At 37.7% G+C, this 25,150-nt stretch carries 21 protein-coding genes; 14 read left to right on the forward strand and 7 right to left on the reverse strand.

Features of this window, described 5'->3' with window-relative positions:
• Both ACQR30_RS06660 and ACQR30_RS06665 read left to right on the forward strand, forming a co-directional pair.
• On the forward strand, positions 1-632 hold a 632-nt coding region (locus tag ACQR30_RS06660; RefSeq protein WP_429733050.1), incomplete at its 5' end, for an SIMPL domain-containing protein.
• A gap of 3 nt (positions 633-635) precedes the next feature.
• Positions 636-3,086: a bifunctional UDP-N-acetylmuramoyl-tripeptide:D-alanyl-D-alanine ligase/alanine racemase gene (locus ACQR30_RS06665; RefSeq protein ID WP_429733053.1), complete on the forward strand. Its 2,451-nt coding sequence runs from the start codon at positions 636-638 to the stop codon at positions 3,084-3,086.
• A 168-nt stretch (positions 3,087-3,254) separates the two neighbouring features.
• Here the strand turns inward: ACQR30_RS06665 and ACQR30_RS06670 are convergent, their stop codons facing one another.
• Together ACQR30_RS06670 and ACQR30_RS06675 are read right to left on the reverse strand one after the other, a co-directional pair.
• Complete coding sequence (locus ACQR30_RS06670) at positions 3,255-3,713, reverse strand: hypothetical protein (RefSeq protein WP_429733056.1); 459 nt, start codon at positions 3,711-3,713, stop codon at positions 3,255-3,257.
• Between the two features lie 48 nt (positions 3,714-3,761).
• Positions 3,762-5,528: an aromatic amino acid hydroxylase gene (locus ACQR30_RS06675; protein ID WP_429733058.1), complete on the reverse strand. Its 1,767-nt coding sequence runs from the start codon at positions 5,526-5,528 to the stop codon at positions 3,762-3,764.
• Positions 5,529-5,722: 194 nt separating this feature from the next.
• Between ACQR30_RS06675 and ACQR30_RS06680 the strand changes: the two genes are divergently transcribed.
• Positions 5,723-7,168, forward strand: a complete 1,446-nt coding sequence (locus tag ACQR30_RS06680) for a hypothetical protein (protein ID WP_429733061.1) — start codon at positions 5,723-5,725, stop codon at positions 7,166-7,168.
• A 209-nt stretch (positions 7,169-7,377) separates the two neighbouring features.
• On the opposite strand, the gene ACQR30_RS06685 is transcribed toward ACQR30_RS06680, so the two are convergent.
• Both ACQR30_RS06685 and ACQR30_RS06690 read right to left on the reverse strand, forming a co-directional pair.
• Positions 7,378-9,294: an alpha-L-fucosidase gene (locus ACQR30_RS06685; RefSeq protein ID WP_429733064.1), complete on the reverse strand. Its 1,917-nt coding sequence runs from the start codon at positions 9,292-9,294 to the stop codon at positions 7,378-7,380.
• Between the two features lie 170 nt (positions 9,295-9,464).
• Positions 9,465-10,055, reverse strand: coding sequence for a TetR/AcrR family transcriptional regulator (locus tag ACQR30_RS06690; protein ID WP_429733067.1), 591 nt, complete (start codon positions 10,053-10,055; stop codon positions 9,465-9,467).
• A gap of 94 nt (positions 10,056-10,149) precedes the next feature.
• Here ACQR30_RS06690 and ACQR30_RS06695 point away from each other — a divergent pair, with 94 nt between their 5' ends.
• Positions 10,150-10,470, forward strand: coding sequence for a hypothetical protein (locus ACQR30_RS06695; RefSeq protein ID WP_429733070.1), 321 nt, complete (start codon positions 10,150-10,152; stop codon positions 10,468-10,470).
• A 36-nt stretch (positions 10,471-10,506) separates the two neighbouring features.
• A complete protein-coding gene (locus ACQR30_RS06700; protein ID WP_429733073.1) occupies positions 10,507-10,914 on the forward strand; it encodes an acyl-CoA thioesterase in 408 nt (135 codons plus the stop codon).
• A gap of 17 nt (positions 10,915-10,931) precedes the next feature.
• On the opposite strand, the gene ACQR30_RS06705 is transcribed toward ACQR30_RS06700, so the two are convergent.
• Positions 10,932-11,894 (reverse strand): polyprenyl synthetase family protein, encoded by a 963-nt coding sequence (locus ACQR30_RS06705; RefSeq protein WP_429733075.1) that lies wholly within the window; start codon positions 11,892-11,894, stop codon positions 10,932-10,934.
• A gap of 358 nt (positions 11,895-12,252) precedes the next feature.
• Here ACQR30_RS06705 and ACQR30_RS06710 point away from each other — a divergent pair, with 358 nt between their 5' ends.
• The 6 genes from ACQR30_RS06710 (at position 12,253) to ACQR30_RS06735 (ending at position 20,774) form a co-directional block, all read left to right on the forward strand.
• Positions 12,253-13,974: an OmpA family protein gene (locus ACQR30_RS06710; RefSeq protein ID WP_429733078.1), complete on the forward strand. Its 1,722-nt coding sequence runs from the start codon at positions 12,253-12,255 to the stop codon at positions 13,972-13,974.
• 132 nt (positions 13,975-14,106) lie between these two features.
• On the forward strand, positions 14,107-14,823 hold the full coding sequence (locus tag ACQR30_RS06715) for a hypothetical protein (protein ID WP_429733081.1): 717 nt from the start codon (positions 14,107-14,109) through the stop codon (positions 14,821-14,823).
• Positions 14,824-15,011: 188 nt separating this feature from the next.
• A complete protein-coding gene (locus tag ACQR30_RS06720; RefSeq protein WP_429733084.1) occupies positions 15,012-17,264 on the forward strand; it encodes an efflux RND transporter permease subunit in 2,253 nt (750 codons plus the stop codon).
• A gap of 42 nt (positions 17,265-17,306) precedes the next feature.
• Positions 17,307-18,131, forward strand: coding sequence for a glutamate racemase (murI, locus tag ACQR30_RS06725; protein ID WP_429733086.1), 825 nt, complete (start codon positions 17,307-17,309; stop codon positions 18,129-18,131).
• A gap of 81 nt (positions 18,132-18,212) precedes the next feature.
• The gene (locus tag ACQR30_RS06730; RefSeq protein WP_429733088.1) at positions 18,213-19,736 is read left to right on the forward strand and encodes a helicase HerA-like domain-containing protein; all 1,524 of its coding nucleotides are present in this window, start codon (positions 18,213-18,215) and stop codon (positions 19,734-19,736) included.
• Positions 19,737-19,796: 60 nt separating this feature from the next.
• On the forward strand, positions 19,797-20,774 hold the full coding sequence (locus tag ACQR30_RS06735; RefSeq protein ID WP_429733091.1) for a Gfo/Idh/MocA family protein: 978 nt from the start codon (positions 19,797-19,799) through the stop codon (positions 20,772-20,774).
• A gap of 234 nt (positions 20,775-21,008) precedes the next feature.
• On the opposite strand, the gene ACQR30_RS06740 is transcribed toward ACQR30_RS06735, so the two are convergent.
• Complete coding sequence (locus tag ACQR30_RS06740) at positions 21,009-21,680, reverse strand: 2-C-methyl-D-erythritol 4-phosphate cytidylyltransferase (protein ID WP_429733094.1); 672 nt, start codon at positions 21,678-21,680, stop codon at positions 21,009-21,011.
• 101 nt (positions 21,681-21,781) lie between these two features.
• Between ACQR30_RS06740 and ACQR30_RS06745 the strand changes: the two genes are divergently transcribed.
• Positions 21,782-22,702 carry an SPFH domain-containing protein gene (locus ACQR30_RS06745; RefSeq protein ID WP_429733096.1) on the forward strand — a complete coding sequence of 307 codons (921 nt, stop codon included), beginning with the start codon at positions 21,782-21,784 and terminating at the stop codon, positions 22,700-22,702.
• A gap of 6 nt (positions 22,703-22,708) precedes the next feature.
• Positions 22,709-23,551, forward strand: a complete 843-nt coding sequence (locus tag ACQR30_RS06750; protein WP_429733099.1) for an NUDIX domain-containing protein — start codon at positions 22,709-22,711, stop codon at positions 23,549-23,551.
• 50 nt (positions 23,552-23,601) lie between these two features.
• Here the strand turns inward: ACQR30_RS06750 and ACQR30_RS06755 are convergent, their stop codons facing one another.
• Entirely contained in the window at positions 23,602-23,856 is a 255-nt protein-coding gene (locus tag ACQR30_RS06755) for a hypothetical protein (RefSeq protein WP_429733101.1), read from the reverse strand.
• 560 nt (positions 23,857-24,416) lie between these two features.
• Between ACQR30_RS06755 and lipB the strand changes: the two genes are divergently transcribed.
• A complete protein-coding gene (gene lipB / locus ACQR30_RS06760; protein ID WP_429733104.1) occupies positions 24,417-25,106 on the forward strand; it encodes a lipoyl(octanoyl) transferase LipB in 690 nt (229 codons plus the stop codon).
• Positions 25,107-25,150: the final 44 nt, after the last annotated feature.

The raw sequence follows: 25,150 nt of genomic DNA on the forward strand, positions 1-25,150 counted from the left end.
CTATGGCACAAACAAATATAAACACGGAACCGTTTATAGAGGTGAATGCATCTGCTGACACAATGGTCGTTCCTGATGAAATCTACATAAGCATTACTGTTTCAGAGAATGATAATAAAAAATTATCTGTTGAAGATCAGGAAAAAAGAATGATTAATGCATTCCAGGCATTAAATATCAATGTTGAAAAAGATTTGAGCACAAGTGATATGATTAGTGACTTTAAGAATCGTTTTTTGCGCACGAAAGACGTCATTAAGACTAAAGAATATCAACTTAAGGTTGGTGATGCAATGACTGCAGGAAAAGTCTTTGCTGCCTTAGAAGATATTGGCATTGCCAATTCCTCTATTTCAAAAGTAGATTATTCGGATATGGAATCATTGAAAAATCTGTGCAGAACAAAAGCGATACAAAATGCTAAAGTAACTGCTGAAACGCTTGTTAAACCGTTAGGCCAAAAAGTGGGGAAAGCGATACAGATTATAGATGCCAACAATACTCCGATCTATAATCCACAAGTAAGAATGTACAGTATGGCTAAGGTTGCAGGTGCAGACGAGACGCCCAAAATTGATTTTGAAAAAATAAAGGTTCAGGGGAACGAAAATGTAAAATTTATTTTAGAGTAAGCAATGTACACCATCCATAAAATTGCTTCGATTGTAGATGCTGTAAGTATTCTGGTAAATGAAGATGCTACAATTGAACATTTAATTACAGACAGCCGTAAAGTAACCTTTGCGGCTTCATCTTTGTTTTTTGCCTTAAAAACGGAGCATAGAAACGCTCTAATTTTTTTGGATGATTTGTACCATCAGGGTATTCGAAATTTTGTGGTGCAAGAGCGTCTCGACTTCTCAGAATATAAAAATGCGAACTTTTTAATTGTAAAAGATGTGCTTTCTGCTTTACAAAGAGTAGCGCAGTTTCATCGCTTACAATTTCATTATCCCGTAATTGGGATTACCGGAAGCAACGGTAAAACCATCGTAAAAGAATGGTTGAACTTTTTATTGAGTGATGCCTATAAAATTGTGCGTAGTCCGCGCAGTTATAATTCGCAAATAGGTGTTCCGCTTAGCGTATGGGAGATGAGTGAAGAATATAATTTAGGCATTTTTGAAGCTGGTGTTTCGGAAATGAATGAGATGGACAACCTGCGAAAAATCATTCAACCTGAAATTGGAATTATTACCAACATCGGCGATGCGCACGAAAAAGGTTTTGCCAACAAGCAACGAAAATTAGAGGAAAAGATAAAGCTCTTTCAACATTCAAAGGTTATTTTTGCGGGTGGGGACGACGAGCAAATTATTTCAACCTTAAAGGAAAAGACTACTGCGAAAATTTTCTCATACGGGAAAAATGAAAGTGCCACTTTAAGAATTATTGAGATAAAAAAAGAGCAAAGGCAAACAAGGATTGTTGCCAATTATCAAGGTAGAGAAACTTCGATTGTTATCCCTTTTGTTGATGACGCTTCTGTTCAAAATGCTTGTATTTGCTGGATTGTGGTGATTTATCTTGAATTGGATGAGCGTATTATTGCCACAAAAATAATGCAATTGCCTGCAATTGATATGCGGCTGCAGGTGCTGCCTGCCATTAACAGGTGTACGATTATCAATGACAGTTATAGCTTAGATATTGATTCGTTGAGCATTGGGTTGGATTTACTCAACCAGCAATTATTGCCCAAAACGGTTATTCTGTCGGACTTTCACAATGACGAGAAAAAGACTTATCAATCTGCGATAGAAATCTTAGGCAATAAGAAAATCAGCCGTTTAATTGTCATCGGGAAAAATTGGCAACAATATCTAAGCGAATTAAAAAATAAACTTGCTGTTGTTGAGCATTATTTATCTACGGAAAATTTTGAAGAAAAGTTTCAGTCCAATCAATTCAGAGATGAGGCTATCCTTTTGAAAGGAGCTCGTAGCTTTCATTTTGAAGATCTGTTGAATTTGTTGATTGAGAAGGTTCATCAGACTAGACTGGAAATAAATTTATCTAACATCGTCCATAATCTAAAAGAATATCGCAAGCATTTAGAACCGACAACAAAAGTAATGGCGATGGTAAAGGCCTTTGCCTACGGTAGTGGGAGTGTGGAGATCGCTAGTATTTTGCAATATCACAAAATTGATTATCTCGCGGTAGCCTATGCTGATGAAGGTGTGGAATTGCGCAACGCCGGAATCAAGGTTCCGATAATGGTAATGAATGCAGATGAGTACGGATTTGAGACGATGGTGCAGCACAATTTGGAACCCGAGATTTATTCTTTTAAAATATTGAATGAATTCGCTTCATTTCTCCAAAAGCAAGGAGTGGCACAGTTTCCGGTGCATATCAAACTCGATACGGGAATGCACCGCTTGGGCTTCGAAGAAAGAGAGATTAATCAATTAATTTCTTCGTTGAAGGAAAATAAATTGCTTGTGATAAAATCTGTTTTTAGCCATCTCGTTGGAAGCGAAGATGCCGCAGAAGATGATTTTACAAAGCGACAAGCGGAAATTTTTAGACGTTGCTGTGATAAAATTCAATATGCTATTCAATATAATTTTATAAAACATATTGCCAATTCTGCTGCGGCGGCTCGTCATATTGATTTACAATTTGATATGGTACGATTGGGCGTCGGCTTGTATGGCGTGAATACAACGAATGAAAAATTAGATTTAAAAGTGGTTGCATCTTTAAAAACGACGATTGCCCAAATAAGACATTTGCGAGCCGGAGAGACTGTTGGTTATAACCGAAAAGGAAGAATTGAAAAGCCAACAATAATTGCCACTATTCGCATTGGATATGCGGACGGTTACAACCGAAGGTTCAGCAACGGAGCGGGTTTTGTGCTGATAAATAATCAGCCTGCCAAAGTAGTTGGCGTGGTAGCAATGGATATGACCATGGTGGAAATCACGGATATTCCGAATGTAAAAGAAGGTGATGATGTGGAGGTTTTTGGTGAGCATTTAGCTGTTCAACAGCTTGCAGATTGGAGTGGCACGATTGCCTATGAAATATTTACTTCGGTGGGACAAAGGGTAAAGAGGGTCTATGTGGAAGAGTAGAAAACAGCTAATTTGGTGAGTGAAAATTTAAAAAATTGAACTTTTTGTGCTTGTAATTAAGTTGTTCGCCGACCCGCAATTGCGGACCTGTGCCATTCGAGAACTACGAACCTTTAATTGTGCATTGCAGATTTTGAAGTTCAAGATCTAGGTTGGAGCAATTTATTTTTATTCGGTGGTCATTGTATCTATCTTTTGTTGAAGACTTGTTATCTTATCTTTTGTCTTTGAAATATTTCGTTGGGTTTTTTCTATTCTGGAAGTAAGGTTAGCTGCTCTTTTGCTGGCTTTAGAGGCACGTTTTGCTATCTTGCTGGCAGATTTGGCTTTGCGTGTATCTCCGGCATTGGCGGCCATTTCCGCAGAATACTCTTTACTCTTTGCTGCCGACTTTTTTGCTTTTTCGTTGGCATCTTTTAAATCTTTTTGGGAGTCTATTAGATCGTTTTGATAATCTGCCAATTTCAACTTTTGTTTATTTAATTCTGTTTTTTGTTTTAAGAGTTCTTTGTGTTCTTTCAGTGTTTTGATAGAATCGGGTGAAACACCATTTTGTGCTTTTATCGCAGTAACTGTTATTAATAATAATGCAAGGGTTAAGAATTTAGTAAGGAAGTTTTTCATCATGTGGTTTTGTTTTGGCAAAGATAATAGTTTGTATTGTTCTTATTCTTCTCAGTGTACCACTAATTTTATTTCCGGTGCGTCAATCAAGGTAAGCCCGTCAGTAATTAATTTGGAGAAGGAGTTTTCATTCTCTGCGCGATGAGTTAAATGGGTTCTTATTTCTTGGGCTAATGTGATTTGTATTTTTTCATGCAATAATATTTCTAGTATTTCCAAGGGTGCCAACCAATCATCGGAATGCTTTTGCTGCAGCTCTCTCCAGATGTGAGCTAAATTTTCGTAATTGTTTTTTTGTATGCGGATATCTCTTATTTGCTGATATATTTTTTGGAGATCAATTGTTTTTTTGTCATACACAATTTTTGGTGTGTCATTATTGGAGGCTACGATTATTTCATAATTGTCTTTATCTGCGTGACCATTAAAAACTGAAATTATTTTATCGCCTACTGCCATATCGTAAACGCCCCATTCAGGTTTAAAAAGGAGTTCATTGTTTTGCGTGACGCGGCAATTTTCAAAGCTGATAAGTAGCGTTTTGTTATTTTTTCTTACAAGGTTAATTACTGTTCCCGAAATTTCTACGCCGCTCTCAAATTCGAGCTGTACTTCATTTTTGACAAATACGCCTATCTTTCTCCATGCCATTTCATCAAAATCTTCCAAGGACTTTTCATTGTTTTTTAATTTTCCTACAGGAGAGGAGAACCCATCTTTATGATAATCCTTTCCATGGCCCGGTAATTGTTTATTCTCAAAACTCAATGCCGATGGACCAATAGTTTTAATAAAACCTACTTCATCATTTCCCGTTTCTACGACATCTGTAAAAACACCGCTAAGCTGTAATCCGGAACTATATACAGCAGTAGCTACGTTACGGCTGTCGATCGCTTTACGTATCCCTTCGATACCTCCACGACGAAATGCCATTGTATCGGCGAATTCTTCCAGTACTTTAATTAAGTTTTGAAAATTGGGTGTAACGAAAAGTTGGGGCTGTGCTTTTGTAATATCGTAGGCCTGATTTGCAGTGTCAATATTATACCAGAGCTTTTTTACCTCCGGTTGCATACAGCTCACGCTTTCACCGATCGAAGATAATAATCCAGCACCGTATATTTTTGGCTGTTCCAAAGTCCCAATCAATCCATATTCAACCGACCACCAATGTAAGCGGCTCAGCAAAGCCATCTCAGACGGTTCGCCCAAGTTCTTGAAACAATAATCAAGTTGTACTTCGGCTTTTTTTATGGCCTCTTCGCTGGAGTTGGGCAATTCTTTTAGAACAGATAAATCTCGTATTGCTTCGTACAAATCGTAATCTTTTGAAGAGAACATGGCCTTTGCTCCGATGGATCCAAAATAACTGAGATAGTTATTATAATCCGGGTCAGCGATGATGGGTGCGTGTCCTGCTGACTCGTGAATAATATCTGGTGTCGGTGTATATTCTATATGATTGAGTTGCCGTATATCAGCGGCAATCACTAGCACTTTATATTCCTGAAATTCCATGAAAATAGCAGGTGGAATAAAGCCGTCCACTGCAACCGCACCCCAACCAATTTCTGATAAATTATCGTTCATGGTTTGGAGGTCCGGAATGTGTTCAATACTTAAGCCGGCGCGCTCCAGGCCTTTGATATAAGGATAATAGGCTACTTCTTTTAGGTAGCTATAGTTTTGTCGCATCACATAGCGCCATACTGCATGATCAATAGCTGTGTATCGCTCATAGTGTTGTGGTACTATGTATTGCTTCAAATGTCTTGGTAGCGCTGCTACGTGTATATTATTAAAATCGTTGTACATAATAAGACTTTGTAAATCTGGGGCAAATTAAAGATTATTTTTTTAAAAAACTAACGATTGTGAGTTAAAATTATTGCTATTTGATTCAAATGCAAAATCTATCCAAATTTCTCAACAGAAGGCATTTGCGAAATTATTTTTGCACTATAAGTGTTAACTTTGCGCCTCATTCCACACCTTAAATCCCGCAACTTATGACTGTAGTGCACGATAAATCTTTAGCCACAAAACAAAAAGCCCTTACTATTAATTTAGACAAGAAAATTTATGGCACTTTTGCGGAAATAGGTGCAGGGCAGGATGTGGCCAGTAACTTTTTTAAAGCAGGAGCAGCATCAGGTACAGTTGCTAAGACAATGTCTGCATATGATAAAGAATTTTCTGATGAAATCTATGGTTCTCAACCCGACAAAAGATATGTAACCGAAGCAAGGCTTTTGTCTATGCTTTATCACGAATATGATTTGTTGATTGAACGTCTAGGTGCAACGAAAGGTGGTGACACAACTTTCTTTTCGTTTGCAGATACTATTTCTGCTCTTAATTATAAGAAGTCCAATGACGGCCATGGGTGGATGGGCATCCGGTTTCAGTTGAAGCCCAATGGGCAATACAATGAAGTAGTGATACATGTAAAGCTGCTGGATAATCAAAATTATTTGCAACAACAAGCGGTCGGGGTTTTAGGAGTCAATTTGTTGTATGCCTGTTATTTTTATTATGCTGATACAACTGTTTTTATGCAATCACTGATGGATGACCTTTCCAGAGATCGCATACAAATAGATATGATTCGTTTTGAAGGTCCTGATTTTATAGGTGTAGATAATCGTTTGATGAGTCTCCACTTAGTAAAATATGGCTTCTCTGATGTTGCCGTATTTGGTCCCAATGCGAAAAATTTACCACCTTCTGATGTATTGTATAAAAAACATGTGGTCGTTTTGCGCGGACGCTTTCGTCCGATTATCAATGTGCATATAGATATGTTGGATAGCGGGGTGAAACAATTTTTGCAGGAACCAGATGTGGATGCCGCGAATGTGTTGGTAATTACCGAATTGACTTTACAAGGGTTGAAAGAGCGTGATGCTAAAGAAAACGCAGATATAGACGAGAAGGATTTTTTGGATCGGGTTGATATTCTTTGCTCTCTTGGCCAGACGGTGATGATTTCTAACTTCTATGAATATTATAAACTCGCCGCTTATTTGTCTAAATATACAAGATTGAAAATGGGAATGATATTGGGCTATCCCAATCTCGAATATATTTTCTCTGAAGTACATTATCAAGATCTACCCGGTGGAATCCTAGAGTCTTTCGCTACGCTTTTCAGCCGGAATGTGAAACTATTTATTTATCCGACACAGAAAGAGGGTGTCATTCAAAATTGTCTCCAATTTCGACCGCCCGCTCATTTAATCGATTTGTATCGATACCTGGTAGCCAATAATAGGATTGAAGACATTACGCATTACAAGGAAGGCAATCTACAGATTCACACAGATAATGTATTGGCCATGATAAAACATGGAGAAGAGGGTTGGGAAGAATTTGTTCCTGTTGAAGTAGCACAAATGATAAAAGAGCGTTGCTTATTTGGTTATCCCCGTAAAGTAGTGCCGGCAAATAGTTAACCGGCACATAAGAGTAAATTTATAAAAAGGAGCGCACAACCCATCCATCGTTTTGGTGTGGATGGGTTGTACGCGACAAACAAGGTTTAAAAATTGTTTGGTTTAGGAACTTAACCAGAACACTAAACAGAAACGGAGTAACGTTACCATTAGGTAAGTCTATGACCTCCGAAGCCCAGGGCGCATCGACCCTACCGTGAGTGGGTAATTCACCGAGCCGACAATTCAGCGATGTTTGGCTTATTGCCGTCTATAGTATGTAGTATTTTTAAGCTGAAATATCTTGCTTTGACAGGGTTATCGAGGGGTATATTTTGTAATATTGGATTTGACTGAATATTGCCAAATTCGCCTCCGGCGACCTTTTGCCAATGCTGTTTATCCCGGCTAACATACAACTCATATTGATCGATATTACCAGCACTGCTACCATCTTGTCTTGGTAAATAAGTGAAGGCATTAATTGTTTTATCTTTCCCCATATCTACTATTATTTCTTGAGGAAACTTTGTAGAATTGCTTTGCCAAAAAGTTTTTGTATTATTATCTATCAATGCACCGGCGTTGTTTATATGCAGTACTTGCCAATTTGATTTATCGATGCTTTTTGTGCTATTTGTTCTTGTTTCCTCATTCAGTGCGGGCTGTGCGAATAGTGCAAAGTCGCTAAGTGCAATGTTTACTGGTGACTTTACAATGCGAAGGCGCAATTTTTTTGCGGTGATTTTTTTGTCCAATCTTATCAAACGGTTGCTACCTATACTGCTGGCCCCCGCCAGATACTGCCATTGATTATTTCCCCAAATATCGATAGCTAAACTGTCTATGCGCTGACCGAGTTTGGTGTTTTCTTTTAAGCGAATAATGTCGAAAGTTCTTGCTTCCGGTAGGGTAATGATGAGTTGTGGTGTGTGTATATCATCATCTGTTGCCCAATAAGAGAATTGATTATCGTCTAATAGAAATTTTGTACCGTAATGTTTTTGGTCATTGCCACGAACGTTTGAAGCCATTATTTTGGCACCTTTAGCAAGGTTATGACTAAAAGTTTGACGTAAAATATCCCCAAACTCTTTTAAATTAATAGAATCTGTGCTAAATATTTTGCCATCTGTGTCGGGTGGGATATTTAGCAACATGGAGGCACCACGACCTACTGAAAGAAAATAATGATTCCATAAATCTGTTGCGCTGCGTACATTGTCATTTTGATCCTTGTGCCAAAACCAGCCCGGGCGAATTGAGAAATCTACTTCGGCTGGCATCCAATATTTGCCATCACGTGTACCATTGATGGAAAATTTACTATTAATAGTTCCATTAGAAGGTTGCTTGCCTGGGATTCTAGAAACGGGAGTGAATGTTTGCCAGCAAGGGTCTCCGGCATATCCCTGTTCATCGCCCACCCAACGTAGATCTGCACCAATGTCGCCGAAAATCAAAGCATGTGGCTGGATCTTTTTTTCCAAAGCCCAAATACTCGGCCAGTTGTAATAGGTTGTCCTATCTATATTTCTCGTTTCACGTGCGCCGCCGTAGTAGCCGTCACCCCCATTGGCACCGTCGTGCCAGACTTCAAATACAGGACCATAATTGGTAAGTAGTTCTGCAATTTGCGCGCGATACATTTTTACATAAGCTTGCGTACCATATTTCGCCGAATTTCTATCCCAGGGTGATACGTATACGCCAAACTTCATCCCATATTTCCGGCATGCTTGTTCAACTTCTTTTACCAGGTCACCCTTGCCATTTCTGAATGGACTTTTAGTAATATTATGTTCCGTAGTTTTTGTTGGCCACAAACAAAAGCCATCGTGGTGTTTGCAGGTGAGGATAATGCCTTTGAACCCGCCTTGTTTTATCGAGCGAACAATTTGATCAGCATCAAAATCTTTTGGGTCGAATAACGAAGGGTCTTCATCTCCATATCCCCATTCTTTGTTGGTAAAAGTGTTGAGTCCAAAATGCACAAATGCATAAATATTATTCTCTTGCCAGTTCAGCTGATCTTGGTTGGGCAACGCGCCATATGGTTTTGGCGGCGGAATTTTCTGCGCCGTTAATCCTGTACTAAATAATAAGAAAAGAAAACTGGCAGTGATGAAAAATATACGCTTATTCATTTTTGATTCAATTTGGTGAGAAAAACGAAGAAGTGAAATTAGCTCAAATACTTTGTTTGCTATGATAATAGATTGACGAGAAGTTGCGCTATCTTAACTTGTTTTGCTGACAAAAAAACCGACTAAGGTCTATTAGTCGGTATATAATGATATAATTGGAGAACCTCTAATTACTTTTTGAGTCCGCCTATCAAAATGGAAATCATATTCTCTTCGAGCTCGTCGGGTGGAATTTGTGTTTTGGATCGATGCCAGGATTCTATACCATTGACTGCGTGCAACAACAACCAAATCGTTGAAGGAACGTTTATTTTTTTTATTTCGCCAGTTTCCACCCCCCTTGTTATAATTTGATTGAATCGCTTACGGTAATTGTGTTTCATCGTTTGGTAGTTGGATAGATAAGCATCGTCCAAGTGCACCCATTCACGATCGGCGACAATTACGTTATCAGAATTTTCGATCATTTGTCTGATTTGAAAACGTAAAATTGTTTCTACTTTTTTCAGATAACTGTCTTTTGAAGCCTCTACCGATTCCAAATGTTCATTGTATGTAGCAGCTGTATTAAAACAGATATCATACAATAACTCAGATTTGGAACGGATGTGGTTGTAAAGACTCGCAGCCTCGATACCTATTTTTTCAGCTAGGTCGCGCATACTTGCGGCTTTGTAACCGCGTTGCCGAAAGAGTTCAGAAGCTGCATGCAAAATTACTTCTCTTTTTGTGATGTCTTTGTCTGTTTTGATTCTTGCCATAAATACAAAATTAAAATAGGTTTATCAAATATACGAATTTAGGCTTACACAAATTTAATTTGTAGTTTTATTGTAAAAATAACTTTTGTTGAAAATGGATAAACTTTCAGATGAACTGTCTATTTTATTAAATGTTCCTTTGCTAAAAGAATCGATTTCAGAGGAGGATTTGGTGGCGAAATTGTCTGCGATTGTAGAAAATTGGATAGAAAGGGACTTTAATCATCTAGTAGAAGTATTGTATCGTGTGGATATTGATGAAAGAGTATTAAAAGAAAAGTTGAATAGTGGGCCGCTTGAAAATACGGCGGAAATTATTGCGAGACTGCTTTTGGAAAGACAGAAACAAAAATTAGCTTTGCGCAATCAGTTTCATTTCTCAAAGGGGAATATTGAGGAAGATGAACGTTGGTAATTTTTTGTCATTAAACTTTCAACTGTATTTTAAATAATGTATCAATCCACTACACAGATTAGAGTTCGGTATGCAGAGACAGATCAGATGAGTGTTGTGTATTATGGCAATTATGCACAATATTTTGAAGTAGGTCGCGTAGAGGCGATAAGACAATTAGGCTATAGCTACAAGGCAATGGAGGAAGAAGGGATTATTTTACCCGTGGTGGAGATGCATGCTAAATATCTACGTTCTGCTTCTTATGATGAATTGCTTACCATAATTACTACCATTAAAGAAATGCCGACAAAGCATGAAATAGTTTTTGATAGCGAAATTTATAACGATCGTAAAAAGCTACTAACGAAAGCTACAGTACATCTTTATTTTGTAGATAAAAACAATTGGAAAAAGACCCATATGCCTAAAAAATTGGAAGAGCAATTAAAAAAGTTCTTCTAAATACTGTTGGGGAAGCTTTAATACTTCCTGTCAGTGGTATATCTAACTAGCTCTTCCAATGCATCTCTTACTTCTGAAACGGGATAGAGCAATAGTAAGGCAAGGGCTTCATCCCTAAAAGTATTCATTTTCTGTTCGGCGTATTCAATACCTCCGACGCTGTCAACGGCATCGAGTACAAACTTAATCTTATCTTTTTGTCTGTTTTGGTTTTTGATAATGTAGATAATTTTCTTACGTAAAGAAGCGTCACAATTGTTGAGTGTATATATAAGAGGTAATGTCAATTTTTTCTCTTTAATATCGTTTCCCGTGGGTTTCCCTATTTTGGCAGAACCGTAATCAAACAAATCATCTTTTATCTGAAAAGCCATGCCCACCTTTTCGCCAAAGAGTTCTAAACGTTTGATATCCTCTTCATCGTTGAAAGTGGAACTTGCGCCAGCGGCACAGGCTGAGGAAAGTAGCGAGGCTGTTTTACCTTTAATTATGTCATAATATATCTCTTCGTTTAAATTGAGATTGCGCGATTTTTCAATCTGTAGCAGTTCGCCTTCACTCATTTGTTTTACCGCGGTAGATAATATTTGCAATACACGAAAGTCCCCGTTGTCGATAGAAAGCAGTAATCCTTTTGATAACAGATAGTCTCCCACCAAAACGGCAATCTTATTTTTCCAAACCGCATTTACAGAAAAAAAGCCCCGCCGCTCGAAAGATTCGTCCACAACATCATCGTGTACAAGCGTTGCCGTATGTAATAATTCTACTAAAGATGCAGCGCGATAAGTTTTGTCATTTATGTCACCGCCCAATTTTGCACATAGTAACACGAACATTGGTCGCAATTGCTTACCCTTTCGCTTTACGATGTATTGCATAATGCGGTCCAGCAGGGGAACCTTACTTTTTACGGCTTGCTTAAAGTGTTCTTCAAACTGAGACAGTTCTAACGATATGAGGGTGTTGGCTTTTTTCACTAAAAGGACTAACTATATTTAGGCTCGCTAAGATAGTATATATAAAATTGAAAATGTTGTTTTGACAGAGCAGAAAAATTAATCCGCATTTATATTTGGCATGTAGCAAAAGGGAATACGAAAAGTATTTGTTTAATGACTGCCAAAGAAATGTTTATTTGGCACGGTATATGTTAAAACTAATTCGGCAATAAGATTGGTGAAATCAAGTAGCTGATCAGGTGGGTGTTTTTGTTATATTTGATGTATAGTTAAACAATTAGATGTAATAAAAATTTGCAATTTTAAAAACAATGACTATTTTTGCCCACGAATATTCATTGGAAGCATTAAATTAAAAAAAATTAAATCTCTACTTATGGCAAGCAAAAAGTACACGATGATGTTAGGTCTATTGGGCCTAATCTCGACAGCAGCTTTTGCTCAGGACACTACATCGACTAAAGCGATGGACAATTCAATGAGCAAAACCGGTACCAGCATTTCTGCAGGCACCAACGCTGACGACTCCTGGATTTATGATGGTACGAACCGCGTTCGTGCATCTCAAGACGCTCAGCAAACAGGTTTCTTAAATCACACTAACGCTTATCCTGCGAAACCAAAAAGTATGTGGGAATTGGGTATTGGTGTAGGTCCTTCTTTCTTACTTGGACCAATTGATCCAAGATTTGGATATGGTGCCAGTATTTCATTGAGAAAATCTTTAAGTCATATTTTCTCTATCAGAGCACAATACGGTGCTTCTATGAACTATGGTCAAGATTTTCAGACAAGATCAATTGGCGAAGCAGCATTAGGAAATGATCCCAACGGTGTTGCGGCTAAAGTTAATGCTAAAGGTGGAAAATATTTAGCGAATTATAAAACTTTCTTGCAAACAGGATCTGCTGATTTGATCGCTGATTTAAATGCAATTAGTAACTACCGTGGAAATGAAAAAACTTCTTGGTATGTTTTAGCTGGATATACTTTTGGATGGGCAGATGTTGCTGAAAACCTATTAGATAATGGCGGAGCTGCTTATGATTGGAGCGGTTTACCAACAGGTTCAAGAAAAGACATCAGAAATTATGCAGATAATATGTTCCATGCCGGGCAGTCTAATAAAATTTTAGATACAAAAGGTAATAATGATTTTGGAAGACAATATGAAACTGCAGTAGACGGTAATAGCCGTTCCAATGCGGTTGGTGGCGTTCCTCCAGTAACCCGTCACGGATTAGACGTTGGTATGGGTGTGGCTTTCAAAGTTTCCCCAAGATTTAATATTGGTCTTGAACAGAAATTTACTTTCTTCTTCGGAAATTCTGATATGCTTGTTGGTTTAAATAACAGAGTTAACAAACAAACTACATTGAGCTCTACTCAAGTTCGTTTCAACTTTAACTTAGGTAATAGTTCTAAACGCGTTGAGCCACTAAACTGGGTTAATCCTAACAACTATATTTACAACAAATTGGCTACTCGTGACGTATTGCCAGATGCTGATGGTGATGGTGTAACTGATCAATTTGATTTGGAACCAAATACTCCAGCAGGTTGCGCAGTTGATACACACGGTCGTTCTTTAGATACTGATGGTGACGGTGTTCCTGATTGTCGTGATAAACAAGTGTTAACTCCACAATCTTGGTTCCCAGTTGATGCTGATGGTGTTGGTACAGAACCAGAACCAGCTTGTTGCGCAGCGCTTCGCGATAGCTTAGCAAATATGCACGTAGCTCCTACATGTTCTATTGCAAACTTACCAAGTGTAAGATTCAACAAATCAAGTGTTAAATTGGACGATGCTGCTCAAGCTGCTTTAGTTTCTGCTGCTGCACAATTAAATGCTAATCCTACTTGTAAAGTGAAAATTGTTGGTTATGGCGCTTCAAACAAACGTGCTCAACAATTAAGCTGGGATAGAGTAAATGCAGTTAAAAACTTCTTGATTGAAAAACAAGGTATTTCTGAAGGTCGTATCATATTCACTTATGGTTACGATGGTGATGCAAATACTGTAGATCTTCAATCTACAACAGAAGAAGGTCCTAGCACCGTTCCTGCTCCACATCCAAATTTGCAAAGATCTTAATTTAAAGACCTATAGCATTTTAAATATTGAAGCCGTCCAATTTTTTGGACGGCTTTTTTTAATTAAAATTATCAGTCATTATCTTTAAGTGTATGTATCTTTAATTACCTTACCCTAATAAAATTATGGAAAATGCGTAAAGTATTTATTTCTGCTTTTTTTTTAATGATGTGCATAAGTGCATTTGCCCAGACTAAAATCTTTTATGGGAAACTTTTGGATAGCATTACTTATTTGCCGATTCAGGATATGCAAGTAGAGAACTTAAATACACATGCAACCGATATTACGAATATACAGGGGCTTTTTGTAATAAAAGCTAGCCTTAACGATGTCTTGTCTTTTTTGCGCGTCGGATATCATGACAGTAAATATACTATCAATAAGAATTCAGCTATGCAGGATACATTATTGATAATGGTAAGACCTAAGATAAACGAACTTCAAAGTGTCACCGTATCGAGTTATTCCTATGCCGATTATAAAGCGGATAGTATAGAACGTCGTAGAGATTTTGAAAAATTCATTGGCTACCCGCATCGAATGCTTAGCCAGGCGAATACAGGTGCCGGAATTGGTTTGAGTTTAGATAGACTCTTTGGAAGAAAGGATAGAAATAAAAAACGGGCATATAAGCTTCTTTTAGAGAATGAAGAGAGCGAATATGTTGACTTTCGTTTCAACCCGATATTGGTACATAGTTATACAGGCCTAAGGGGAGATCAGTTAAGTTCTTTTATTCGTCGATATGAGCCCTCCTATGAATGGTTGCGGGGGCATACAGATAATGAGAGTATCATGTATTATCTGAATGAAAAACTTAAAGAATATAATAAAAGCAATAAATAATTGTGAGCCTTAAATGGTGTTTCTCTTAATTTCTTACCGACCTTTGCACTTTATGCAGAAATGGCTACTGTTCTTTAGGGTACTATTTTTTTCAAATAACTTGATTTCATATGTGGTATAGGCTCGGAAAATTTATTCTCAAAAACCGATTAGTTCTATTAATAATACTCGTTCTTTTAACAGCATGTATGGCATATAAGGCCATCGATATAAAGATGAGTTATGATTTTTCTAAGGCTGTCCCTGCATCCAATCAAAAGTATAAAGATTATCAAGCTTTTTTAAAGAAGTTTGGACAGGATGGAAATACTGTTGTCATAGGTTTTTCTACTAAACAACTTTTTAATAAAGATGTGTTCAATAAGGTGGCCACATTAGAAAAATCTGTTAGAAATGCGAGGGGTGTTACCAGTGTATTAAGTGTTCCAACTGCCATCAACTTAAGGAAAGAGGATAGCCTGCAAAAATTTAATGCGGTAAATGTCTTTCATCCACCTTACCAACAACAAAGCGCTTTAGACAGCGATGTAACCGTTTTTAATACCCTGCTTTTTTACAAAAATCTTCTATACAATCCACAGACAGATGCCTACGTAATGGCCGTTCAATTGGATACAAAACTAATAAATAGTAAAGCGCGTACCGACATTATTAACGGTATTCTTAAACCTATTTCCCAATTTGAGCAAAATACACATATCCAGACACACATAAGTGGTTTACCTTTTATCAGAACGAGCGTGAGTGACAAGATTGCACACGAACTAAATTGGTTCTTAGCGGGCTCTTTTTTACTTTCGGCAATAACGCTCTTATTATTCTTCCGTTCTTTTTCTGCAATGCTTACAAGCTTGGCTGTAGTGGCAATGGGTGTTATTTGGAGTATGGGTACAATGGTTTTGTTAGGTTATAAGATTACCTTACTTACGGCCCTTATACCGCCTTTGATTGTCGTGATAGGAATTCCCAATTGTATTTACTTTTTAAATAAATATCATTCTGTTTATAAAGAGGGAGAGAATAAAAATCAGGCCATCGTTGATATGATTGGCAGGATGGGCATCGTCACATTGTTTTGCAATATTGCGGCGGCTATAGGTTTTGCTGTATTTGCTTTTACCAGTAGTGATTTATTGAAAGAATTTGGTGTAGTGTCAGGTATTAATATAATGTTGCTTTTTTTTATCTCCTTAATTTTTATACCGGCTGTACTGAGTTATTTGGCTCCGCCAAAGCCAAAACATGTCCGCTATCTGGATAGTCGATATTTAACCAATGTTTTGGTCCGAATCGAACGATGGACTTTTTTGCACACCAAATATGTATACGGTGTAACAGTAGTGTTAGTGGTCTTTTCTGTTCTGGGTATATTGCGTATGCATAGCGATGCGCATGTTGTGGATGATTTACCTCAATCAGATAAAATCTACACGGACTTAAAATGGTTTGAAAGTAATTTTAACGGCGTAATGCCTTTAGAAGTTATTATTGATACAAAAAAGAAGGACGGACTTTTTAGAAATCTGCGCACGATTGAAAAAATGGATCGTTTTTCTAATTATCTTGATTCTCAACCTGCAATGGCAAAACCATTGTCCTTTGTAGAGGCATTAAAGTTTGCAAGGCAAGCCTTCTACAACGGAGACAGTAGTTACTATGGTGTGCTTACACAGTTTGATTTGCCATTTATGGCGAACTATATCAAATCTGCCAATAATCAATCTCAAGATAGCGCTGCTGCAAAAAGTTCATTGAGTAACATGTTGCATGGTTTTATAGATTCTTCCAAGCAGGTTGCCCGCATCAGTGTAAATATGAAGGATGTGGGAAGCGCAAAATTGCCTGCATTATTAAATAAGTATCAAAAGCGGGCAGATCAAATATTTGATACAACACATTACAAAGTTACCTTTACAGGATCTACCGTTACGTTTTTAGAGGGTTCTACTTATATTATTCATGGTCTTCAAGAGAGTATATTCTGGGCATTTATTTTAATTGCTTTGGCAATGCTCTATTTATTTCGATCCTTTAGAATATTATTTTGTTCGCTTATACCCAATATCATTCCCCTGTTGGTTACCGCCGGCGTGATGGGATGGGTTGGGATAACTATAAAGCCGTCAACTGTGCTCGTTTTTAGTGTCGCATTGGGTATAGCGATAGATATTACTATTCGATTCTTGATCAATTTCAAACAAGAATTGCCGAATGGAAATAATGATGTAGATAGTACGCTTAAACAAACTATTAATACAACCGGAATAAGCATTATTTACACTTCGCTAGTCCTTGTAGCAGGCTTTGTAATTTTTTGTTTTAGTGAATTTGCAGGAACGCGCAGCCTTGGCTGGTTAACCTCATTAACTTTGGCGGTGGCTACTTTTACCAATTTGGTTTTACTTCCTGTGCTTCTTAAAACTTTCTCTCGAAAAAAATAAAAATACTTGCTTAATATGCTTCCATGTGCTTAAATTTGAGTTATGCTTACAACGCGACCTATTGGTGTATTTGATTCAGGTTTTGGCGGTCTTACTATTTTAAAAGAAATTCAAGCCAAACTACCTCAATATGATTATATATACTTGGGGGATAATGCCAGGGCGCCTTACGGTACACGTAGTTTTGAAACGGTTTATCAATATACATTACAGTGCGTAAGGTGGTTTTTTGATCAAGGCTGCCCTTTGGTGATTTTGGCCTGCAATACTGCTTCGGCTAAGGCTTTGCGCACAATACAGCAAAACGATCTGCCTACAATGGGAGCCGAGAAAAGAGTGTTAGGTATCGTTCGTCCCACGAGTGAAGTGGTGGGTAATTATTCCGCCAATAAAAAGATAGGTATATTAGCTACAACAGGTACCGTGCTATCCAATTCTTATGTGATAGAGATTCATAAATTTTTCCCTGAGGTGCAGGTCGTACAAGAGGCCTGTCCCATCTGGGTGCCGTTGGTGGAATACGGGGAATATAAAACTGCGGGGGCTGATTTTTTTATTAAAAAACATATCGACGAACTGCTGAAAAAGCAGCCTCGTATTGATACGGTTCTATTGGCATGCACGCACTATCCATTATTGGAAAAGAAGATTAGAAATTTTATGCCTGTGGACGTAACTATTTTGTCGCAGGGAGAAATTGTAGCCAATAGTTTGAGCGATTATTTGCAACGTCACACGAAAATGGAACAAAGTATTTCTACAAATAAAATGACAACGTTTTATACAACCGATGATAAAGATAATTTTAATAAACAAGCGGAAATATTTTACGGACAACATATAGATGCGCAACAGATACATCTGTAATATGCTCCCTGGCATCTAAATAGGTGACAAATTTTATAAAGGATTTTCGTAAATTCCTTTTAATACCCTTAAAAAGACGTAATGGCTTCATCTGACCAATTTCTCCAAGTAATAAATGCAGGTTATAAATTTAGCACAGAAAGTGTAAAAATAGGTGTAGGTATGCTCAACGGAAGGGCGGTTGAGGGCGCAGATGTGTATTTGCCTATAAAAATGATGAACCGGCATGGGCTAATTGCAGGTGCTACTGGCACAGGTAAAACAAAAACCTTGCAGGTAATTAGTGAAATTTTGAGTGACGAAAGTGTACCAGTTTTAATGTTGGATATAAAGGGGGATTTGAGTGGGATAGCGGCGGCCGGAACATTGAATGACAAAATAAGACAACGCTATCAAATCCTACATCTCGATTATAAACCGGCTGCTTTCCCGGTAGAGTTTTTGACCTTGAGTGGTGAAAAAGGGGTGCGCCTGCGTGCTACAGTGAGTGAATTTGGTCCAATATTGTTAAGTAAAATATTAGAGCTAAATGATACCCAGGGGGGACTTGTGGCTATAATATTTAAATATTGTGATGACCAAAAAATGCCCCTACTTAATCTTCAGGATTTTATTAAAGTGCTTCAATATATCGGAGATGAGGGAAAGGATGAAATAGAAAAATCTTATGGCAAAATATCCACCTCCTCTACGGGGACCATTTTGCGAAAAGTGGTGGAATTAGAGCAACAGGGTGCGGGCACTTTTTTTGGAGAGCCCAGTTTTGAAGTAGCTGATTTGGTGCGTATCGACGATGAAGGTCGCGGGATGATAAATATTTTGCGTGTTACAGACTTGCAAAGTAAACCTAAACTATTTTCTACATTCATGTTGCAAATGTTAGATGAGTTATATGCCAGCTCTCCAGAGGTAGGTGATCAGGATAAGCCTAAACTTCTCATGTTTATTGATGAGGCACATCTTTTGTTTCAAGAAGCATCGGAATCATTATTGCGGCAAATAGAAACTATTATAAAGTTGATTCGGTCAAAAGGTATTGGTATATATTTTTGTACGCAAAATCCGCAAGATATACCGGCCGGTATATTGAGTCAATTAGGTCTAAAGATACAGCATGCTTTAAGAGCATTTACTGCAGCCGACCGTAAGTCAATAAAGCTAGCAGCAGAAAATTTTCCGGAGACTACCTATTATAAAACGGACCAGTTGCTTACCGAATTGGGAATTGGAGAAGCATTGGTAACTTTGCTCAATGATAAAGGAATTCCTACTCCGTTAGTACATACGTTGCTTTGTTCTCCAAGAAGCAGGATGGACGTTCTTTCGGAAGTAGAAATTGATGCGGTAGTAGCAAAAAGCAAATTGGTAAAAAAATATAGTCAGGAGCTGGATGAACAAAGTGCTTATGAAATATTAACTGCCAAGTTGCAACAGGCAGCGCAGCAGACAGCTGCAGATGTTGCAGCAGCTCCACAGAAAAAAGAGGGCGGTATTTTGAATAACCCTATTTTGAAATCTGTCGTGCGTACCGCAGCTGTTACCTTTACAGGATATATTGCGCGTAGTTTGTTAGGTGCATTGGGTTTAGGCGGAAGAAAAAGATAAGGGTTTAATTTATTTAATCAATAGCGAATGAAATAATCATTCGCTCAACATATAAAAACTATGCTAAAAGTAGGTGTTTTGGGTGCAGGGCATTTGGGTAAATTTCACATCAATAATTGGAAGGAAATTTCAGATGTAGAATTGGTAGGTTTTTACGATCCGAATGATGAGAACTCTAAAGAGGTAGAAAAGAAATATGCATTAAAAAGGTTTGCGACACCCGAAGCTTTGATTGAAGAAATCGATATTGCTGATATTGTGGCGCCCACCAATTACCACTTCGGGTTATGTGAAATGGCCATTAAAAGGGGAAAACACGTATTTGTCGAAAAACCCTTTGCTCATACCTTAGAAGAGGGGCGCAAGTTGATATCGATGATAAAAGAGGCCAACGTAAAAGTACAAGTAGGACATGTGGAGAGATTTAATCCGGCATTTGTAGCGGCCAAAAAATTTAACCTTCATCCAATGTTCATAGAAGTGCATAGGTTGGCGCAGTTTAATCCGCGAGGGACAGAAGTAAGTGTCATATTGGATTTGATGATTCATGATTTGGATATTATTTTGAGTCTCGTAAAAAGTGATGTAAAAAATATTTCGGCAAGTGGTGTTTGTGTTTTGACAGACACGCCCGATATTGCCAATGTGCGTATAGAGTTTAATAATGGATGTGTGGCCAATCTTACCGCAAGTCGTATCAGTATGAAAAAGATGCGGAAAATGCGTCTTTTTCAAAAAGAGGCCTATGTGGGAATCGATTTTCTGGAAAAGAAAACTGAGATTATTAAGATGAAACAAGATCAAGATAAAGACACTTTTAATTTTGATATAGATACGCCAAACGGAGGCAAAAAAACAATAGCTATTGCTAATCCGAAAGTTCAGGATTCTAATGCGATAAAAGAGGAGTTACAATCGTTTACTAATTCCATTATGAACCGGAAGCCCGTTGTCGTCAGCGAAATAGATGGATATCTTGCAATGGAAGTAGCACACCGGATTATCGAAAAGATTAATAATGGCGGTGTCGTGGCTTGATATAACTTATAATTTTAAAGGGATACGCGAAAAATAACTACTAAATCACGAGTGATGCTGATATGCTAAAATTGACTGCATAAAGGTGCTATGTCGTTATTTGATTTTGGCGAATGTTCATTGTCAGCTGTGAAATTTCTTGGAAAATTTTTCACTACTAAATCGAGGCAATTTTCGTTATTGTTTCGATAAATCAGTTTTGCCTTTGATGTTTGATTTTTTAAAATAGAAGTTTTATTTTCTCTCTGCTAAGATGTTTTCGGCAAGTATTAGATCTATGGGTTTAGTGATTTTGATATTCCCTTCTTCACCCTGTATTAAAAATACCTCCTTACCATAGGTCTCAACTACGCTTGCTTCATCAGTGAAACTATCTCGATAATTCTGGTCAAATGCTGGCAATAATAGACTTGAGATAAATGTTTGTGGTGTCTGTATGATGCGAATATTTTCTCTGTTGATCGACTTATTCTTTTGACCTTCAATTATTCTTACACTGTCCGTAGCAGCAATGGCAGGAATGGCACTTCCTTTTTCAGATGCCTGTTGATAACAACTTCTAATTAGACTTTCACTTACTAAGCAACGCACGCCATCGTGAACGAAGACAATCGCTTCTTCCTTTATTAAATGAAGGCCATTTTTAACAGAATGGAATCTTGTTTCGCCGCCTTGTACAATATTTATTTTGTGTGTATCGGTGAAAGAGGCTGCTATATTTCTTCCTTCCTCAAAACAAGACGCCGGTAATACCATAATTATTTCCATGTCACTAAAGGCTCTTGTAAATGCAGCAATTGTGTGCCAGAGTATGGGTTTGTTTTTTAATAATAAAAATTGTTTTGGAATAGCAGATTTCATTCTGGTACCCGATCCGCCCGCAACAATTACTGCGATTTTTTTCATCAGAAAACTTTAATACAGAAGAAATTCGAAAATTTATTTGTTCAAAAGTAACTAATCATATATTTCATCCAATAAATATATTTATCTTTCAAAAAAAAATTATGATAGCAGGATATATAATTTTGGCTGTAGTGCTGATTATTATTTTCAGCGGCCTGGTAAGTGTTAACCAGGGTACCATCGCTGTAGTTACTATGTTTGGTAAATATCGCCGCATTTTAATGCCCGGTTTGAATTTTAAGATACCGCTACTTGAATCGATCTACAAACGTATCAGCATTCAAAATCGTTCGATAGAAATGGAATTTCAGGCGGTAACTTACGATCAGGCAAATGTATATTTTAAAACGATGTTGTTGTATGCCGTAATGGCTTCGGATGCGAGTACAATTCAAAAAGTTGCTTTTAAATTTATTAATGATAGGGAGCTTATGCAGGCCCTAGTGCGTACTATCGAGGGCAATGTGCGTTCTTATGTCGCCTCTAAAAGGCAAGCGGAAATATTGACCCTACGAAAGGACATTGTCAATTCTGTTAAGGAAGAAGTTGATCACGTGCTAGAAGATTGGGGTTATCATTTGTTGGACTTGCAAATTAATGATATCACTTTCGACCAGGTGATTATGGAAAGTATGAGCAGGGTTGTTGCCAGCAACAACTTAAAAGCGGCTGCAGAAAATGAAGGACAAGCTTTGCTCATTACAAAAACAAAAGCTGCGGAAGCAGAAGGAAATGCTATTAAGATTTCTGCAGAAGCAGAGAGAGATGCCGCACAATTGCGTGGACAAGGTATTGCTTTGTTTCGCGAAGAAGTAGCGCGCGGTATGAGTGATGCTGCATTGCAAATGAAAAAGGCCGATATGGATACAAATGTAATCTTATTTAGTATGTGGACAGAAGCTATTCAGGAGTTTGCGGAGAAAGGGAATGGGAATGTGATTTTTCTTGATGGTAGCAGTGAAGGCATGCAAAAAACGATGAAACAAATTATGTCTATGGTGCAGATGAAATTATCAGAATAAATTTTTATGAATAGCTTTAATGTACGTGTTTACGGACTTTTGATTGATGAATTAAATAATCGCATTTTGGTGAGTGACGAATTTATTCGCGGGGATTATATTACCAAATTTCCGGGTGGTGGTTTGGAATTGGGCGAAGGGACACGCAATTGTTTAGTTAGAGAGTTTAAAGAAGAGACTGATTTAGATGTTACAATCGGCGAGCATTTTTATACCACTGATTTCTTTCAACAATCTGCTTTCAACAAAGCGCATCAAATCATCTCCATATACTATCTAGTGAAGTGTAAAGAGTTGGATAAGTTGATTACACATCAAGAATCTTTTGAGTTTGCACCAGCACAAATAGCAGATATAAATGGTTCGAGTGAAGTTTTTCGCTGGGTGGAATTCAGCGATTTATCTGAAGAATCGGTAACCCTTCCTATTGATAAGGTGGTGGTTAAAAATTTATTGTCTTCTAATCTATTTAGTAAGCCCTCCACTAAGAAATATTTTATTCAAAACCATCCATTTGTAGTGCCTACGACTGATGGTAAGTTAATTGAAGAGCATTTTGGATTGGCTTCTACGGGTGAAACCCGAATAAGTGTTGCACACATGATTGCGCCGCCTAATTGGACGGAGCCACATCAAGTGCCAGGGTTTGATGAATGGACATTAATTGTTTCCGGTAAAAAATCTATTGAGATTGATGACGAAACGGTAACCTTGCAAGTTGGTCAAAGTATTCTAATCGAGAAAGGTGCACGTATTAAATATAGTAATCCATTTGCAGAATCTTGCGAATATTGGAGCGTTTGCCTGCCTGCCTTTTCGGTAGATAAAGTGAATAGAGAAGAAGGCTAGTGCCATAAAAAGAACTCTTTTTTGCATGATTGTTCTCACGAAAGAACCCTTCAAAACCTATAATATATTCTAAAGCCTGCCGTTAAGTTAAAGCCTGAACCCATTCCCGCATTGGCTTCATTGTGCAATATCATGTCTGAGATATTAATATCTATGGCGTGGTTATAAAAATCTACATTTTTATTGTATGACTCTTTAACTGTATGAATATTTCTGACCCTAAAACCAATACCTCTATAAACGCCGAAGCCAAAATGGTTACTGTAATTGAGTTGCCGACCGCAAAGAATATTTCCTCCAATCACGTTTTTGTTTACGCCAAAATCATCGACTTTATTGTGTGCTGAATCGTCGGCAGACCGATAACTAATCTCCCTATTATGCGTATCATGGTTGAAAGACCCATTTATGGCAAAGTATGTCCCGTTTAGTCGTGGTTATTAACTTGTCGGTAGTTTGATAACCTCCTTTTGCGATTTTAATTCCGAACTCTTTATACCAAGATGCATGTTAATGAAGGGTCTTGTTGCTTTTATCCTTTTCATTTTTGTGGAGCAGCTTTTGCAAAATTATTTAATTGAGCCGGGATTACTAATGATTTACATTCAACCGGTCGTATTATCAACAACATGGGGATTATGCTTTTTGCGCCAGAGGTACAGAATAAGAGTCTTGTGCTTGGTTGGAAAAGGGGTTATTATCACAATGATCGTATTATTCGTGTTTTGAGAAACGGACATTAGCAAAGAGAACCAAAATCTTGTTAATACTTAATGTTGTTATTTGATTTATGGTAGAGTTGAATTTTTAGACCTGTCTTCATAAGACATTCTTTCCTTAAAAGAATATCCATTAATTTTGCACAATGGCTAAAGTACAATTTACCGATTTAGGTCGAGTTTCTTATAAAGAAACCTGGGATCTTCAAGAAGAAAGATTACAAGAAAAGACAGCTTTAAAGCGTGAGGGGAAATCTGAGCAAATTACGAGTGAGTTGTTTTTTGTAGAGCACAACCCGGTCTTCACTTTAGGGAAAAGTGGTCACGAAGAGAATGTCTTATTATCCGAGGAACAATTGGCAAAAAAAGGAATTGAATATTTTCACATCAATCGGGGTGGAGACATTACCTATCACGGACCAGGGCAAATTGTGGGCTACCCTATCTTTGATTTGGAACAATTTAAGCCCGATTTAGGCTGGTATTTACGGAGTTTAGAAGAAGTCATTATTCTTACACTTGCCGATTATGGCATCGTGGGCGATCGTAGCAAAGGTGAAACCGGTGTATGGATCGAACCACATCGCAAAGGTTATGAAAGGAAAATTTGTGCAATGGGTATTCGCTGTAGCCGTTGGGTTACGATGCATGGTTTTGCTTTAAATGTGAATACCGATTTAGATTATTTCAATTATATTATTCCTTGTGGCATTCAAGGAAAGCAAGTTACTTCTATCAAAAAGGAACTCGGTCGGGAAGTTTCTATGCAAGAAGTCAAACTGAAAATCAAACACAATTTCTGCAAGGTGTTTGCAATAGAATTATCAGAACTTTAAGATGGAAGATTGTTTAGGTATTATAAATTGTTTCAATTTTGCGA

This window comes from Arachidicoccus sp. (assembly GCF_050436765.1).
GTDB lineage: Bacteria > Bacteroidota > Bacteroidia > Chitinophagales > Chitinophagaceae > Arachidicoccus.